17 protein-coding genes are annotated in these 15,797 nt (G+C 66.4%); 13 read left to right on the top strand and 4 right to left on the bottom strand.

Translation table 11 applies throughout. The features are described from left to right. Nucleotides 1-38 precede the first annotated feature (38 nt). On the top strand, nucleotides 39-923 hold the full coding sequence (locus tag AC3A4T_RS04490; RefSeq protein ID WP_487674291.1) for a DMT family transporter: 885 nt from the start codon (nucleotides 39-41) through the stop codon (nucleotides 921-923). A gap of 300 nt (nucleotides 924-1,223) precedes the next feature. Beyond that, entirely contained in the window at nucleotides 1,224-2,009 is a 786-nt protein-coding gene (locus AC3A4T_RS04495; RefSeq protein ID WP_487674292.1) for a VOC family protein, read from the top strand. Between the two features lie 86 nt (nucleotides 2,010-2,095). Here AC3A4T_RS04495 and AC3A4T_RS04500 read toward each other — a convergent pair whose 3' ends face one another. Both AC3A4T_RS04500 and AC3A4T_RS04505 read right to left on the bottom strand, forming a co-directional pair. Beyond that, nucleotides 2,096-2,725: an OmpW/AlkL family protein gene (locus AC3A4T_RS04500; RefSeq protein ID WP_487674293.1), complete on the bottom strand. Its 630-nt coding sequence runs from the start codon at nucleotides 2,723-2,725 to the stop codon at nucleotides 2,096-2,098. Between the two features lie 230 nt (nucleotides 2,726-2,955). Continuing rightward, nucleotides 2,956-3,312: a hypothetical protein gene (locus AC3A4T_RS04505; RefSeq protein WP_487674294.1), complete on the bottom strand. Its 357-nt coding sequence runs from the start codon at nucleotides 3,310-3,312 to the stop codon at nucleotides 2,956-2,958. 74 nt (nucleotides 3,313-3,386) lie between these two features. Between AC3A4T_RS04505 and AC3A4T_RS04510 the strand changes: the two genes are divergently transcribed. The 5 genes from AC3A4T_RS04510 to AC3A4T_RS04530 all read left to right on the top strand — a co-directional run bounded on the left by AC3A4T_RS04510 (nucleotide 3,387) and on the right by AC3A4T_RS04530 (nucleotide 9,599). Beyond that, nucleotides 3,387-4,166 carry a DUF2884 family protein gene (locus AC3A4T_RS04510; protein WP_487674295.1) on the top strand — a complete coding sequence of 260 codons (780 nt, stop codon included), beginning with the start codon at nucleotides 3,387-3,389 and terminating at the stop codon, nucleotides 4,164-4,166. A 246-nt stretch (nucleotides 4,167-4,412) separates the two neighbouring features. Next, nucleotides 4,413-5,831, top strand: a complete 1,419-nt coding sequence (locus AC3A4T_RS04515; protein WP_487674296.1) for a dihydrolipoyllysine-residue acetyltransferase — start codon at nucleotides 4,413-4,415, stop codon at nucleotides 5,829-5,831. 172 nt (nucleotides 5,832-6,003) lie between these two features. Continuing rightward, nucleotides 6,004-6,702, top strand: coding sequence for a hypothetical protein (locus AC3A4T_RS04520; RefSeq protein ID WP_487674297.1), 699 nt, complete (start codon nucleotides 6,004-6,006; stop codon nucleotides 6,700-6,702). Nucleotides 6,703-6,862: 160 nt separating this feature from the next. Further along, a complete protein-coding gene (gene lpdA, locus AC3A4T_RS04525; protein ID WP_487674298.1) occupies nucleotides 6,863-8,734 on the top strand; it encodes a dihydrolipoyl dehydrogenase in 1,872 nt (623 codons plus the stop codon). 22 nt (nucleotides 8,735-8,756) lie between these two features. Further along, nucleotides 8,757-9,599, top strand: a complete 843-nt coding sequence (locus tag AC3A4T_RS04530) for a hypothetical protein (RefSeq protein WP_487674299.1) — start codon at nucleotides 8,757-8,759, stop codon at nucleotides 9,597-9,599. A gap of 113 nt (nucleotides 9,600-9,712) precedes the next feature. Here AC3A4T_RS04530 and AC3A4T_RS04535 read toward each other — a convergent pair whose 3' ends face one another. Together AC3A4T_RS04535 and AC3A4T_RS04540 are read right to left on the bottom strand one after the other, a co-directional pair. Continuing rightward, nucleotides 9,713-10,516, bottom strand: coding sequence for a hypothetical protein (locus AC3A4T_RS04535; RefSeq protein WP_487674456.1), 804 nt, complete (start codon nucleotides 10,514-10,516; stop codon nucleotides 9,713-9,715). A gap of 301 nt (nucleotides 10,517-10,817) precedes the next feature. Beyond that, nucleotides 10,818-11,030, bottom strand: coding sequence for a DUF2061 domain-containing protein (locus AC3A4T_RS04540; protein ID WP_487674300.1), 213 nt, complete (start codon nucleotides 11,028-11,030; stop codon nucleotides 10,818-10,820). A gap of 322 nt (nucleotides 11,031-11,352) precedes the next feature. Between AC3A4T_RS04540 and AC3A4T_RS04545 the strand changes: the two genes are divergently transcribed. The 6 genes from AC3A4T_RS04545 to atpA all read left to right on the top strand — a co-directional run bounded on the left by AC3A4T_RS04545 (nucleotide 11,353) and on the right by atpA (nucleotide 15,723). Further along, nucleotides 11,353-11,724: a hypothetical protein gene (locus tag AC3A4T_RS04545; RefSeq protein ID WP_036109156.1), complete on the top strand. Its 372-nt coding sequence runs from the start codon at nucleotides 11,353-11,355 to the stop codon at nucleotides 11,722-11,724. Further along, on the top strand, nucleotides 11,721-12,572 hold the full coding sequence (atpB, locus tag AC3A4T_RS04550) for a F0F1 ATP synthase subunit A (protein ID WP_036108963.1): 852 nt from the start codon (nucleotides 11,721-11,723) through the stop codon (nucleotides 12,570-12,572). Before AC3A4T_RS04545 ends, atpB begins: the two co-directional genes overlap by 4 nt. A gap of 84 nt (nucleotides 12,573-12,656) precedes the next feature. Then, nucleotides 12,657-12,923, top strand: a complete 267-nt coding sequence (gene atpE / locus AC3A4T_RS04555) for a F0F1 ATP synthase subunit C (RefSeq protein WP_487674301.1) — start codon at nucleotides 12,657-12,659, stop codon at nucleotides 12,921-12,923. 101 nt (nucleotides 12,924-13,024) lie between these two features. After that, a complete protein-coding gene (locus tag AC3A4T_RS04560; protein ID WP_056115963.1) occupies nucleotides 13,025-13,495 on the top strand; it encodes a F0F1 ATP synthase subunit B in 471 nt (156 codons plus the stop codon). Between the two features lie 17 nt (nucleotides 13,496-13,512). After that, a complete protein-coding gene (locus tag AC3A4T_RS04565) occupies nucleotides 13,513-14,040 on the top strand; it encodes a F0F1 ATP synthase subunit delta (RefSeq protein WP_036108953.1) in 528 nt (175 codons plus the stop codon). 132 nt (nucleotides 14,041-14,172) lie between these two features. Further along, a complete protein-coding gene (gene atpA, locus AC3A4T_RS04570) occupies nucleotides 14,173-15,723 on the top strand; it encodes a F0F1 ATP synthase subunit alpha (protein ID WP_487674302.1) in 1,551 nt (516 codons plus the stop codon). Nucleotides 15,724-15,797: the final 74 nt, after the last annotated feature.

Consider the following 15,797-nt stretch of genomic DNA (forward strand, 5'->3'; position numbering starts at 1 on the left):
TGCGCCGCTGGCGCGGTTCGCATCGCGACGCGCGCGCCATGACCGCGGCCCACCCGCACCGCGGCCGCGCCATCGTCACCATGCTGGTCGCGGTGCTGATGTTCTCGTTGATGGACGCGGTGCTGAAGCTGCTGTCGGATCACTATCCGCCGTTCCAGGTCGCGACCCTGCGCGGGTTGTCGTCGTTGCCGTTCGTGCTGACCTGGGCGCTGGCCAGCGCCGGTTGGCGGCCGCTGCTGCGGGTGCGCTGGCCCTTGCATCTGCTGCGCGGCGTGCTCGGCGTCGGCATGATGGCCAGCTTCGTCTACGGCGTGAACCGCCTGCCGCTGTCGACGACGTATTCGATCTTCTTCATCGCGCCGCTGCTGATCACCGCGTTGTCGGTGCCGATTCTCGGCGAGCGGGTCGGGCCGCGGCGCTGGATCGCGATCGGCATCGGCCTGCTCGGCGTGCTGGTGCTATTGCGCCCCAGCGGCGAGGGCATGCTCAGCATGGCGGCCTTGGCGGTGCTCGCCGCGGCGTTCGGCTACGCGGTCAGCGCGATCACCGTGCGCCTGCTCGCGCGCACCGACAGCACCCAGGCGATGATGGTGTGGCTGATGGTGATGATCACCGTCGGCGCTGGCGCGCTGGCCTGGTCGGGCTGGGTGCCGCTGCGCAGCGAGGACCTGTGGCTGATCCTCGGCCTGGGCATCGCTGGCACGATCGGCCAATACGCGGTCACCGAAGCCTTTCGTCTGGGCGAAGCCTCGCTGATCGCGCCGCTGGAATACACCGCGCTGATCTGGGGGGTGATGCTCGACCTGAGCCTGTGGGGCGTGCTGCCCGATTCGGTGACCTGGATCGGCGCGGCGATCATCGTCGCCAGCGGTCTGTACCTGATGCGCCGCGAGAGCGTTCACGCCGAAGCTGAACATCCATAGCGCAAGCAGGTGCTGGCGACAGTAGCCCCCTGCCACGACAGATACTGGCGAGTGCAGACCCTGGCGAAAGCAGGCCTCAGCCAGCGCGCCCATCGACGCGACAAACTCGGCACACCTCTCCCGCGCGCGGGAGATGTCGGCGCGCGCAGCGCGCCGGGTGAGGGCGCGCCGGCGCCACCGACACCACACCCGCCGCCACCGCATTCATTGGATTCAAGCTTTCGCCGCAGCGCGCCATGACGATCGGGTTGCCTGCGCGTAGTGTCGAGGCGTAGTCCGCAGTTCAGGGGGAAACGCCACATGACCGCACTCGTCCACGCGCCCGGCGCGCCGTGCTGGTTCGAGCTGGCGACCCACGATCAGCCCGCGGCCGACGCTTTCTACAGCGCCTTGTTCGGTTGGACCATCGAACGCACGCCGATGCCGGCCGGCAGCGCCTACACCACCTTCAAGCTCGCCGGCCGCGATGTCGCCGGCAGTTACCCGCTGGTGCCCGGCGCCGCGCCCGGTCCCGACGGCAACAGCACCTCGCATTGGGGCGTGTACTTCCGCGTCGCCGACTGCAACGCGATGACCGCGCGCGCGGTCGCGCTGGGCGGGCGCATGCTCGCCGCGCCGTTCGAACTGATGGAGCACGTGCGCATGGCGGTATGCGCCGATCCCGAAGGCGTGGTGTTCTCGCTCGCCCAGCAACGCGCGCACCCCGGCGTGGACGCGATCGGGGTCGACAACGCGGTGTGCTGGGCGGAACTGGCGACGCGCGATATCGCTCGCGCCGAAGCCTATTACCAGCGCCTGTTCGGCTGGCGCATGCAGGCGCATCCGGCGACGCCGGCCGGGTACCGCGTCTTCGTTGATCAGCAGCGCATGCTCGGCGGTCTGTTGCAGATGACGGCCGACTGGGGCGAGATCGCGCCGCACTGGTCGATCTACCTGCAGGTCGCCGATGTCGACGCCTGCGCCGCGCGCGCGCTCAGGCTGGGTGGCAGCATCGCGTTTCCGCCGTTCGATGCGCCGGGCGTGGGACGGATCGCGCGGGTCTGCGATCCCGGCGGCGCGGCGTTCTATCTGATCAAGTTCCTCTGATCGGATCGTTGTCGGTCGCGTAAAAAAACGGGCCCCGCGAGGGGCCCGTCGTGTTGCATGGATCGTACCGCGTGACAGCGTGCGACTTAGAAGCGCGCGCCCAGACCGATACCGATGGTCACCGGGTTCAGCTCGGCTTCGCCGACCTTGACGCCGTCGAGCTTCACGTCCGGCTTGCCCTGCATGTAGCGCACGTCGGCGCGGGCGAACCAGGTCGGGTTGATGTTGAGATCGACGCCGGCGGTGGCCATCGCGCCCTTGGCGTTCTCGATGCCCAGACGGTTGCCGCTGCTCAGCGTTTCGTTGCTGTAGTTGGCTTCGTAGTAGCCCAGGCCCACGAACGGACGCACGATCGTGTCGGCGCCGCGGAAGTGGTACTGGCCACTCAGCGCGACCGGCTGCGAATCGACGCTGCCGATCTTGCCGCCGCCGGTGTTGACGCGCTGACCGAGCTTGTCGGCCGCGCCCCACGCTTCGATGGCGATGTTGTCGTTGATGTACCAGCTGGCGCTGAGGGTCGGGGCACCGCCGCCGTCCACGTTGGTGCGCACGCCGCCGATCTGCGGATTCTTGGTCGGTTCGCTGAGCGAGTAACCGCCGACGACGGCGAAGCGCTTGCCGCTGGCGCTGTCGGTGGAAGCATCCTGAGCGAAGGCGGCCGGGGCGAGGGCCATGGTGCCCAGCAGGGCGAGAGTCAAATGAGAAATGCGGATCATGGAGTGGACTCCTGTTGTTGTGGTGTTGCACGACGCCTTGGGGGAGGCGGAGCGCAAGGTAACAACGCATGCATGAACCGAACTTGCCGCGCGAATGCGCGTGAAGGAACTTTTCACGGACGACACGTGCTAGACCCGTGTTTTCAAGGGGAAAATGAACGAAATGAACAAATATTGAAACGAGCGAATTGAACGAAATTCGTTCACGCGGCGATGGTTTATGAACGAGATTAAGGCGCTGGTTTTAAGCAGGAATAGCGAAAAAACCCGGTAAAACAAGCGCTATCGGACCATCGCGAAAAATTCGACTGGAACGCGCGCCGAGTCGATCGAGGTGTGCGAATCATCGAAACATCCGCGTGATGCGCGAAGTCGATTCGCATGAAGCCAATCGAAATCGCGAGAAAAACTGCCTTTGCATCGATTGCGTCATCGATGCGTTCCACTGCGGAAACGTCGTTCATCGTGCTTGCGGCGCGTTCGAGTCGCTGTTGCGCGAACAAAGCGCGCCTCGCGAATCGATCGCGAAGGTCGATCGCCCGCCAACCGCCCGATTGCGTACGGTCAACCGCCATGACAAAGGTCACGCCACCCATCGGCACACGAAATCTGGGCGCCGCGGCCGCACTGTGGTCGCCATTGAACCGTCCAGGAACCGACGATGCGCCTGTCCCGCCCCGTACTGATCGCCGCCATGGCCGCCACCACGCTCGTCAGCGGCCCGGTCTTCGCCGCCAACGTCCATGTCGACGCCAGCTGCGAGATCGACAGCGCCTTCGACCTGACCCTCAACCAGCGCAGCCTGATCCTGACCCGCGACGACGGCGTGCCCAAGGCGATCGTGATGCGCCAGGGCCGGCTGTTCGTCGACGACCGCTGGGTCGAACTGAGCCGTGACGACGCGCGCCGCATCGCCGAGTTCGAGAAAGGCGCGCGCGCGGCGATGCCCGAGGCCCAGCACATCGGCCGCGAGGCCGCCGACATCGCCTTTACCGCGCTGGGCGAGGTGGCCGCGGTGCTGGGCAATCACCCCGACCGCACCCGCGGCCGCATCGAGCAGATGCGCAAGGACCTCGACAAGCGTCTGAGCAACGTGGTCACTCCGACCCATTTCAGCGGTAAGGTGCTCGGCGACGGCATCGCCGATGCGCTCGGCGAGAACGTGCCGATCCTGGTCGGCGAACTGGTCGGCGGCGCGGTCACCGCCGCGCTCAGCGGCGACGCCGAGCGGCTCAAGCGCCTGGACAGCCTGGACGCCAAGATCGAAGCCGCGGTGCAGCCGCGCGCCGACGCCTTGGGCCGCCGCGCCGACAAGCTGTGCCGGCAGATGGTCGAGCTGGACGCGATCGACAATGCGCTGAGCTACCGTTTCGATGGCCGGCCGTTGGAGTTGCTGCGGGTCCAGATCAAGGACAACAAGTCCGGCGGCGACAAGCATTGAGTCGCCGCGCCTGGACGAATACGCGTCCGGGCGAATCCGCCAGCCGTGTGCCCATCGGCGGTCCGCGCCCGCGTCTCGCCGTCGCGGGCCGCGACGTCCATCCCAATACCTGGGCGTACGTAGCGCCCCGCGAGGCCGCCGGCATTGCCGCTTAGGTCTTTAGTACTGCATGGGCCGCCGTGCGGTTGGCGTGACCGGCCGCAACCGCCACAATAGGGTTTTCGCGCATTGCGGAGCCCCACGAACATGGCTGATCTGAAGGAAGCACGCGTCCCCGACATCGGCGACTACGACGGCGTACCCGTCATCGAACTGCTGGTCGCGGTCGGCGACACGGTGACCCAGGACCAGGGACTGGTCACGCTGGAATCCGACAAGGCCACCATGGAAGTGCCCGCGCCGTTCGCGGGCGTGATACGCGAACTCAAGGTCAAGATCGGCGATCAGCTGGCCGAAGGCAGCGTGGTGGCGTTGATCGAGCCACTCGAAGGGGAAGAAAAAGCAACGCCCGCGAAAGCCGAAGAACCCGCCAAGCCGTCAGCACCCGCCGCTCCAGTCAAAGCCGAAGCCCCCGCGCCCGCGAAGCAGGAAGCTGCCAAGCCCGAAGCGCCGGCCAAGTCCGAAGCAGCTCCGGCCCCCGCTCCGATCGCCGCCGCCAACGCCGGCACCGACCCCGAAGCGTTGCCGCCGCGCACCCCGCCGGTGGCCTTCACCGCCGAAGAGCTGATGCCCGACAAGGTGCCGTACGCCAGTCCGGCGGTGCGCCTGTTCGCGCGCGAGCTCGGCGTCGACCTGAGCCGCGTCACCGGCAGCGAGCGCGGCGGCCGCATCAGCAAGGAAAACGTGCAGGCCTTCGTCAAGAGCGTCATGCAGGGCGGCGGCGGTGGCGCGGCCAGCGCCGGCGCGGCGCCGAGCCTGGGCGGCGGCCTCAACCTGCTGCCGTGGCCGAAGGTCGACTTCAGCAAGTTCGGCGAGACCGAGGTCAAGCCGCTCACCCGCATCCAGAAGCTGTCCGGCGCCAACCTCGCGCGCAACTGGGCGATGATCCCGCACGTCACCCAGCACGACGATGCCGACATCACCGATCTGGAAGCGCTGCGCGTGACGCTCAACAAGGAAAACGAGAAGGCCGGCCTCAAGCTGACCATGCTCGCGTTCCTGATGAAGGCCTCGGTGTCGGCGCTGCAGAAGTTTCCGAACTTCAACGCCTCGCTCGACGCGAGCGGCGAAAACCTGACGCTGAAGAAGTACTTCCACATCGGTTTCGCCGCCGACACCCCGAACGGCCTGGTCGTGCCGGTGGTGCGCGACTGCGACAAAAAGGGCGTGCTGCAGATCGCCAAGGAAACCGGCGAACTCGCGGCCAAGGCGCGCGACGGCAAACTCGGCCCGGCCGACATGAGCGGCGGTTGTTTCTCGATCAGCTCGCTCGGCGGCATCGGCGGCACCGCGTTCACCCCGATCGTCAACGCGCCGGAAGTGGCGATCCTCGGCGTGTCCAAGTCGGCGACCAAGCCGGTCTGGGACGGCAAGCAGTTCGCGCCGCGCCTGATCCTGCCGTTGTCGCTGTCCTACGATCACCGCGTCATCGACGGCGCCGCCGCCGCGCGCTTCACCGCGCACCTGGCGCAGTTGCTGGCCGACATGCGGCGGGTGTTGCTGTAAGCGCGGTTCGCGGTCGTCGCGCGGCCGGTTCGCCGCCGCGATGACCCGCGCATCGCCGCCCGTGCCGGCGGCGATGCGCGAGACGCGCCGATCGTCGCGCCTCGCCATCGCCAGTACCTTCCTCGCCAGTACGCCCCCGACGCCAGCCGCCCACACAGGATCGCCCGCTGCAATGAGCCGCATGCCCTTCGCACGTTCTGGTTCCTCTTCGCGCCGATGCGCATTGTTCGGCCTGGCCTTGGTGCTGGCCGCGCCGCTCGCGCAGGCCGCCGACGGCTGCACGTTCGCGCTCGGCCGCGGCTGGCCGCCGGCCACCGAAAACCACGGCTCGGCGGTGGAGCAGTTGCTCGCGGCCCAGGCCGCGCCGCGGCTGAGCTTGACCTATCTGCCGCAGCGCGGCGTGGAGAGCGGCTTGATGTTGATCGCCGGCGAAGGCGAGGCCGACTGGACGGTGCGTCACGCCGTGCCCAACGATCGCGTGCAGAGCTGGAGTTCCTCGCGTAACGGCGGCGCCCTGCAACTGCGCGTGGAGCAGGAAGTCGACAAGGAAGAAGCGCCGATCCCGCAAGCACTGGCCGCGCGTGTGGTCAGCGCCTGGAAGCGCGCGCTGACGACGATGGCGCCGGACGACAAGCCGGCCGAGTTCCACGACAAGGATCAGCTGCTGTTCGTGGTCGACGGCATCCGCGTCAGCGGACTGCGTCCTGACTGCGGCGTCGGCGAAACCTTGATGGAGCAGGCCGGGCTGATGACCGAGGCCGCCAACGAAAGCATCTCCAAGCGCGAACGCCGCTGGCGCGCGCTGGGCGAATCGCTGGACGAACTTGACGCCCAGCTGGCTCAGGCCGGCTCTGGGTCGGCCGGCGAATGATCGTCCCGGCCGCCGCGCGCCTGCCCGCACGCGACGGCTTCGCATCGAGCGCGCGCGCTGTCACGGCGCACGCGCGCCGCGCGGCTCCGCCGCGCGACCCCACGACGGATGCGCGCGGCGCGTTCGCCAGAAACAGATCAGAACCGGAGGACACGGCGTCATGGCCAACAGCATCGAAGTAAAGGTTCCCGATATCGGCGATTACGACGGCGTCCCCGTCATCGAGCTGCTGGTCGCGGTCGGCGATACGGTCAAGAAGGACCAGGGCCTGGTCACGCTGGAATCGGACAAGGCGACGATGGAAGTCCCGTCCTCGGCCGACGGCGTGGTCAAGTCGATCAGCGTCAAGATCGGCGACAAGGTGGCCGAGGGCGCGGTGATCGCGGTCCTGGAAGCCGTGGGCGATGCAGCCTCCGCCAGCGAAACCAAAGCGCCTCTCCCGCCTGCGGGAGAGGTCGCGGCGCCCGGCGCGGCGGGTGAGGGTACGCCGGCCGGCGCGCCCCCATCCCAGCCTTCCCCCGCGAGCGGGGGAAGGAGCGAAGCAGCACCTGCGAGCGCGGCGACGAATGCGCCGAGCCCGCCCGCGCCCACCGCCGCCAGCGCAAGCGGCCGCAAGGCCGACGTCGAATGCCGCATGCTCGTGCTCGGCTCCGGCCCCGGCGGCTACACCGCCGCGTTCCGCGCCGCCGACCTCGGCCTGGACACGGTGCTGGTCGAGCGTTACGCCAGCCTCGGCGGCGTCTGCCTCAACGTCGGCTGCATTCCGTCCAAGGCGCTGCTGCACGCGGCCGCGGTCATCGACGAAGCCCAGCACGCCAGCGATTACGGCGTCAGTTTCGGCAAGCCGACGATCGATCTGGACGCGCTGCGCAAGTACAAGGAAAAAGTCGTCGGCCAACTGACCAAGGGCCTGGCCGGCATGGCCAAGCAGCGCAAGGTGCGCGTGGTCGCCGGCACCGGCACGTTCATTTCGCCGAACGAACTGGAAGTGACCGGCGAGGGCGGCACCCAGCTGATCCGCTTCGAGCAATGCATCATCGCCGCCGGTTCGCAGGCGGTGAAGCTGCCGAACTTTCCGTGGGACGACAAGCGCGTCATGGACTCGACCGACGCGCTGGAACTGGCCGACATCCCGAATAAATTGCTGGTGGTCGGCGGCGGCATCATCGGCCTGGAAATGGCCACCGTGTACCGCGCGCTGGGCAGCGAAGTCACCGTGGTCGAGTTCCTCGACCAGCTGATGCCGGGCGCCGATCCGGATCTGGTCAGGCCGCTCGCCGATCGCCTGAAGAAGCAGGGCGTGGCGGTGCATCTCAAGACCAAGGCCGCCGGCACCGAAGTGGTCAAGGACGGCATCAAGGTGTCGTTCGAAGGTGACAAGGCGCCCGACGCGCAGGTCTTTGATCGCGTGCTGGTCGCGGTCGGCCGTTCGCCCAACGGCGGCAAGATCGGCGCCGACAAGGCCGGCGTCGGCGTGACCGATCGCGGCTTCATCCCGGTCGACCGGCAGATGCGCACCAATGTGCCGCACATCTTCGCCATCGGCGACTTGGTCGGTAACCCGATGCTCGCGCACAAGGCCACTCACGAGGGCAAGCTCGCCGCCGAAGTGGCCGCGGGCGAGAAGAAGGAGTGGGTCGCGCGGGTGATCCCGTCGGTGGCCTACACCGATCCGGAAATCGCCTGGGTCGGCGTCACCGAGACCGAAGCCAAGGCCAAGGGCCTGAAGGTCGGCGTCGGCAAGTTCCCGTGGGCCGCCAGCGGCCGCGCGATCGGCATCGGCCGCACCGAAGGCTTCACCAAGCTGATCTTCGACGAAGCCACCCACCGCATCGTCGGCGGCGGCATCGTCGGCGTGCACGCCGGGGATCTGATTTCCGAAGTCGGCCTGGCGATCGAAATGGGTTGCGAAGTCGCCGACATCGGCCACACCATCCATCCACACCCGACTCTGAGCGAGTCGGTCGGCATGGCGGCGGAGGTGTTCGATGGAACGATCACGGATTTGTATATCCCCAAGAAGAAGGGCTGAGTTCGGCGCGCTGGCGCTGGCCTTGATCGTCGGCTGTCATGCGACGCAGGCGCTGGCCCTGTCGGTGAGGCCGCCGGTGCTGCCCAAGGACGAAGACTACCGCGCCTGCCCTCGGGGGCAGGCCTGGAAGGACAGCGGCGGCGCGCGCATGCAGCGAGCGCGCCTGCGCCAGCCGACGGCGCCGCCGCGCGATCCGGCCTTGCGCGACAACGTGCGGCGCCTGAGGTTGATCGCGTTGCACGGCGGCTACGACTACCAACCCCGCGGCGCCGTGGTCGCGGCTCCTAAAGTCGCTGCTGAAGCGGCTGCTGAAGCGGCAGCAGATGCGGCCGCAACCGCAGCCGATGCCGCGGCCGATGCGGCCGATGTCGCCGCCGGCGCAAAGCCGGCCCGGCAGCAGGCTTCGCGCCCGCCCGAGCCGCGGGTGACGCCGGCGCAGGCGCGCGCGGCCGTGCAGCACCTGCGCGAGATTCTGCAGCGTCGACCGATGCCCGGCGTCGATGAGATTGGCGTGGATGGCGTGGAAGCGTTGTGGCTCGCGATCTACCGCGACCGCGACGATCGCGCGCAGCAACTACGATGGGCCGAGTCGTTCCTGGAGACGCAACGACGCGTTCCCGGCGCCGATGGGCATCTGATTCGCGATGCGATGGAGAAGGTCGACGATCTGCTGCTGATTGAAGGCCGGCCACAGCGCTATGGCACGCAGTTCGATCTCGTCGACGGCAAGATCGCGTTGAAGCCCATCGACAGCATGCAGGCCGCCGAGGCCTATCGCAGTGAATTCGAGCGAATGCCGCTGGGGTTGGAAATTTGCTTGCGCGAGCGCTTGAGCACGTTGCGCACACACGTGCCGGATCTGTAACCGGCAGCGGACGGCATCATCGGGAGACGGTCTTTGGGCCCACACGCGTGGCCCCGATCGGACGCTATCGTCCGATCGGAGCACGGGGCATCAGAGCCGAAGGCTCCGCTACCTTAGAACGAGAACGTCACGCCCGCCATCGGCCCCTTGAAGCGCTGGTCCAACCCGACCGATGCATCGCCGCCGTTGCGCTTGGCGTCGATCTTGAACCAGTCGTAGCCGACGAACGCGCCGACCGCCGGAGTGAAGCGGTATTCGACCAGGGCATTGGCGCGGCTGATGTCGCCTTCGTAATCGCCGAAGTCGCCCCAGTCCGCGTCCAGGTACTGGCCCTGCACGATGAAGCGCCACTTCTCGCCCGGCGAGAACTGCAGGCGCGTGCCGACCACCGGCGCGAAGCCGTCTTCGCTCTGCTTGTCGCTGTAATTGAGGGTGCCGGCCTGGGCGCGCAGCTTGCCTTCGATCTTGGCGTACTCAACACCGATCTGCAGACCCCAGCTGACCGTGTCGGTCTCGACCACGGCGTAGTCGTACATCACGCTGGCCAGTTCGAATTTGGCCTTGGCGCGGGCGAAGCTGCCGGCCGGAATCGTGGTGTCGTCGAACGAGATGTCCTCGCCCAGCGTGGCGGTCTTGCTCTTGTCGTAGCCGAAATAGTTGAACAGCAGGCGATGGCGTTCGCCGAAGTGGAACTGGCCCTCGATGCGCGGCACGGTTTCCTTGCTGCCGAAATCGAAGTCCTGGCTGAACTCGTAGGGACGGCCCTGGAAGGTGGTGCCGGCGGTCAGTTCGCCGCTGGTGTCGACCGACATGGCGCCCAGTCGTACCGTGAATCGATCGTCTTCTGCGTGCGCGGGCAGGGCATAGGCGGCGCTCGCGGCGGCCAGCGCTAGCGTTAAAGGAAGCAGTCTGGAAATCACAGGTGTACTCCGTAAAGGAAAGGCGGGGGAATGCAGCACATTCGTGTACTGGTGCGTACATGAATGCCGTCTTTGCGGTGGAGTAATTGTGAAAAAATCGCGAGCGACCGATTCGGCAAAGCGCAAAGCGGGAATTAAGTGATGCGCATCACGAAAAGGCGAAGCCCCGGCGGGTCATGCCGGGGCTTCGGGTGCCCACCGCAGCTTTGCCATTGACGAGGAGAGAGTGGCGGCGGGCGTTCCCAGATACTGACCGGTGCTTTCGCGAAAGGTTCCGCCGTGCGTCAAAGATTTTCGATCACGTCGTCAAAGCCGCGCCGGCGACGGCCTGGGCGGCGCGGCGGGTCTCGATGCGCTTCCAGAATTTCTCGTGCAGATGGAAGGCCACGGTGTTGCAGGCGGGCTCGACCAGGGCCAGCGCGCCGCCGACCCAGACACTGCCGGTCATCAGGTAACCGACCAGGAAAGCGACCGAGAAATGCACGCAGGCGAAACTGAGGGTCTTGCTCATGGCGGCGACCTGGATGAGAATTGTTCTCAACAATACGCTTCGCACATGGGGAATCAAATCGAATGATCCGACGGTTCCGATAGCTCGCAACTATCGATGGCCGTGTCGATGCGGCGTGCGTTACGTGGCAGGTAATTCAGCGCAAGCGCGCCGCGCCGCATAGTTGCGGCCATGAAGTCGCCTTTCGCCGCCCCGGCTGCTCGCTCCCGATCGCCCCATGGCAGGTCCGTGACTGCCGCCGGTTGCCGCAAAGTCGCCCGCACTCTATACTTTTGCGGCTCTACCGGGCGCTTTGCGCCAACCCCAGACCGACGAGACCCGCGTGCACGATCCATTGTCCGCAGGCCGCCGGCTGGCGTCGCGCGCGATTGCCTGGCAAGCCGGCGCGACGGCGCTGGTCGCGCTGGCCTTCTACTCCAAGGGCGCGTCTTTCGCGCTTGCGGCTGCGGTCGGCGGCGGCGCGGCGGTAGCTGGCAGCCTCGTGGCGGCCAGGATGGCACTCGGGGGGGGCGTGCAACCGGCCGGGATGGCTGTAGGACGGTTGTTGGCCGGCGTCATATTCAAGTGGGTGGCGGTATTGACGGTATTCGGGCTGGGACTGGCCTGGTGGCGTCTGCCTCCACTCCCCATGCTGGTGGGATTGCTCGCGGCGACGCTGGCTTTCGTACTGGCTAATCTTTTGAAACAACGATGAAGGTGTCTTTCGTGAGTGAACAGACCGGTTCGGGCGGCCTGAACGAATACATCAAGCACCATTTGACCCACAACACCAGTGAGGTCTTTGGCAGCGACGCGTTGTCGAAGTTCAACTTCGACTCGTGGATCGTCGCCCTGGTGCTCGGTTTGCTGTTCATCCTGTGGTTCGGCCTGGCCGCGCGTAAAGCGACGGCGGGCGTTCCCAGCAAGGGCCAGGCGTTCGTCGAGATCATCCTCGAGTTCATCGACGGCCAAGTCAAAGACACCTTCCACGGCGATCGCCGTTCGGTGACTCCGCTGGCATTGACCATCTTCATGTGGGTCGTGTTCATGAACACGATGGACCTGCTGCCGCTCGACCTGTTCGGTTGGCTGGTGCACGTCACCGCCGGTCCGGAAGCGGCGCACCACACGTATTTCCGCGCGGTTCCGACCGCCGATCTCAACACCACCTTCGCGATCTCGGCCTCGGTGTTCTTCATCCTGATCGGCCACGCGATTTCGGCCAAGGGCGCCGGCGGTTTCGGCAAGGAACTGGTCACCGCGCCGTTCCACGCGCATGGCGTGATGAAGATCGTGCTGGTGCCGGTCAACCTGGTCATGAACATCATCGAGTGGCTGGTCAAGCCGGTTTCGCTCGCGATGCGACTGTTCGGCAACATGTACGGCGGCGAGCTGGTGTTCATGCTCATCGCCGGTCTGATGGGGAGCATCTACACCTTCGTGCCTGGCGTTCTCGCCAACGCCGCCTGGGCGATCTTCCACATCCTGATCATCCTGTTGCAGGCCTTCATCTTCATGATCCTCACGGTCGTCTACATCGCAGGCGCCCGCGAAAGCCATTGATTCAAGCCGCGTCACCCGCTGCATCCAGATTTCTAATTCGTTTTCCCTTCACCGCTTAGCACTACCTCTACCAGGAGAAGCACCATGGAGTACATCGCCAACGTTCAGGGTCTGACCGCGATCGCGATCGGCATCATCATCGGTCTCGGCGCGCTGGGCGCCTGCCTGGGCATCGCGCTCATGGGCTCGAAGTTCCTCGAATCCGCCGCGCGTCAGCCGGAGCTGGTGCCGATGCTGCAGGGCCGTATGTTCCTGCTCGCCGGCCTGATCGACGCCGCGTTCATCATCGGCCTCGCCGTTGCTCTGTTCTTCGCGTTCGCCAACCCGCTGATCAGCGTCCTGCAGCAGTAAGCAGCGCTTGATCGTGGTCGCTTCGCGCCTTCGCAAGGCGCGAAGCGGGCAACCCGGACCGGCTTCGGTTGGTCCAACGTAAGTAACGTCGAGGACCCGTCATGAATCCCAACATGACTTTCTTCGGTCAGATGCTCTCCTTCGCGATCCTCGTATGGTTCACGATGAAGTTCATTTGGCCGCCGCTGAACGCAGCGATCGAAGCGCGCCAGAAGAAGATCGCCGAAGGTCTGGCGAACGCCGAAGGCGCCGAAGTTCTCATCCAGCAGGCGCAAGCGCAGGCGGACGAGGTCGTGCGCGAAGCCCGTACCAAGGCCAATGAGGTCATCGACCAGGCCCATCAGCGCGCCAACCAGATCGTCGATCAGGCCAAGACCGATGCGATGGTCGAAGGCACGCGTCTGAAAGCGCTGGCCGATGCCGAGATCGCCGCCGCCGCCGACCGCGCTCGCGAGGAACTGCGCAAGCAGGTGTCCGCGCTGGCCGTGAGCGGCGCCGAAAAACTGCTCAAGCGCGAAATCGACGCCAACGCCCACAAGGCGCTGCTCGACGAGCTTGCCGCAGAAATCTGATCGGATAGCCCAACGCGATGAGCCAGAACCTCACCCTCGCCCGACCGTATGCACGCGCCGCGTTTTCGCTGGCGCGCGATGCCGGCCGTTCCGCGCAATGGTCCGACGCGCTCGCCTTCTCGGCGCGCGTCGCCGCCGATCCGCAGGTGTCCGCGCTGCTCGGTCATCCGCAGCTGAGCGCCGCCGACGCGATCGCCCTGATCGCGATCGACGGCGCGGACGAGTCGGTGCAGCGCTTCCTCGCGCTGCTGGCCGACAACCGCCGCCTCGCGCTGCTGCCGGAAATCTCCGGATTGTTCGAAGAGCTGCGGGCCGAGGCCGACCGCGTGGTCAAGGCCAAGGTCACCTCGGCCAACGATCTGCCGGCGGCCGAACTCGATGCGATCAAGGCCGCGCTGACCAAGCGCTTCGGCCGCCAGGTCGACATCGAAACGGCGGTCGACGCATCGCTGATCGGCGGCGCGGTGATCGACGCGGGCGACGTGGTGATCGACGGCTCGCTCAAGGGCAAGCTCGCGCGCCTGCAGACGGCATTGGCCGGTTAACAGCTGGGATTCGGGATTGGAGATTGGGGATTCGCAAAGCTTCAGCGAATCCCGAATCACTAATCCCCAATCCCGACCAAAAGAAAGCACCCGCGCGTCGCCCCATCGCGATGCAGGACCAAGGAAACGACAATGGCAAGCACCCAGCTCAACCCGTCCGAAATCAGTGAACTGATCAAGACCCGCATCGAGAAGGTCAAGCTGGCCGCCGAAGCGCGCAACGAAGGCACCGTTACCTCGGTGTCCGACGGCATCGTGCGCATCCACGGCCTGGCTGACGTGATGCAGGGCGAAATGATCGAACTGCCGAACAACACCTTCGCGCTCGCGCTGAACCTGGAGCGCGACTCGGTCGGCGCCGTGGTCCTGGGCGATTACGAGCATCTGCGCGAAGGCGACGTCGCCAAGACCACCGCACGCATCCTGGAAGTGCCGGTCGGTCGCGAACTGCTCGGCCGCGTGGTCAACGCGCTCGGCGAGCCGATCGATGGCAAGGGTCCGATCGGCGCGGCGATGACCGCTCCGGTGGAGCGCGTCGCCCCGGGCGTGATCTGGCGCAAGTCGGTCGACCAGCCGGTGCAGACCGGTTACAAGACCGTCGACGCGATGATCCCGATCGGCCGCGGCCAGCGCGAGCTGATCATCGGCGACCGTCAGACCGGCAAGACCGCGCTGGCGATCGACGCGATCATCAACCAGAAGGGTACCGGCATTAAGTGCGTGTACGTCGCGATCGGCCAGAAGGCCAGCTCGGTCGCCAACGTCGTGCGCAAGCTGGAAGAAAACGGCGCGCTCGCCCACACCATCGTGGTCGCCGCGACCGCGTCGGAATCGGCCGCGATGCAGTACATCAGCGCCTACTCGGGCTGCACCATGGGCGAGTACTTCCTCGACCGCGGCGAAGACGCGCTGATCGTGTACGACGATCTGTCCAAGCAGGCCGTGGCCTACCGCCAGATCTCGCTGCTGCTCAAGCGCCCGCCGGGTCGCGAAGCCTACCCGGGCGACGTGTTCTATCTGCACAGCCGCCTGCTCGAGCGCGCCGCGCGCGTGTCGAGCGAGTACGTCGAGAAGTTCACCAACGGCGAAGTGAAGGGCAAGACCGGTTCGCTGACCGCGCTGCCGATCATCGAAACCCAGGCCGGCGACGTGTCCGCGTTCGTGCCGACCAACGTGATCTCGATCACCGACGGCCAGATCTTCCTGGAAACCGACCTGTTCAACGCCGGCATCCGCCCGGCGGTGAACGCCGGTATCTCGGTGTCGCGCGTCGGTGGCGCGGCCCAGACCAAGATCGTCAAGAAGCTGTCCGGCGGCATCCGTATCGCCCTGGCCCAGTACCGCGAGCTGGCTGCGTTCGCGCAGTTCGCCTCCGACCTCGACGAAGCCACCCGCAAGCAGCTCGAGCGCGGTCAGCGCGTCACTGAGCTTATGAAGCAGAAGCAGTACGCGCCGATGTCGATCGCCCTGCAGTCGCTGTCGATCTACGCGGTCGACAAGGGCTTCATGGACGACGTGCCGGTGAACAAGATCGGTGCGTTCGAAGAAGCGCTGCACGCGCACTTCACCAATACCGCCGGCGAGCTGGTCGACCAGATCAACGCCACCGGCAATTGGAACGACGACATCGAAGGCGCCTTCAAGAAGGGCATCGAAGAGTTCAAGCAGACCGGGACCTGGTGATCAAGGCCGGGATTCGAGATTCGGGATTCGGGATTCGGCCAGGCCGATCCCGATCCCCGCTCTGACGAATCCCG

It is taken from the genome of Lysobacter sp. Soil_N_51 (genome assembly GCF_057655755.1).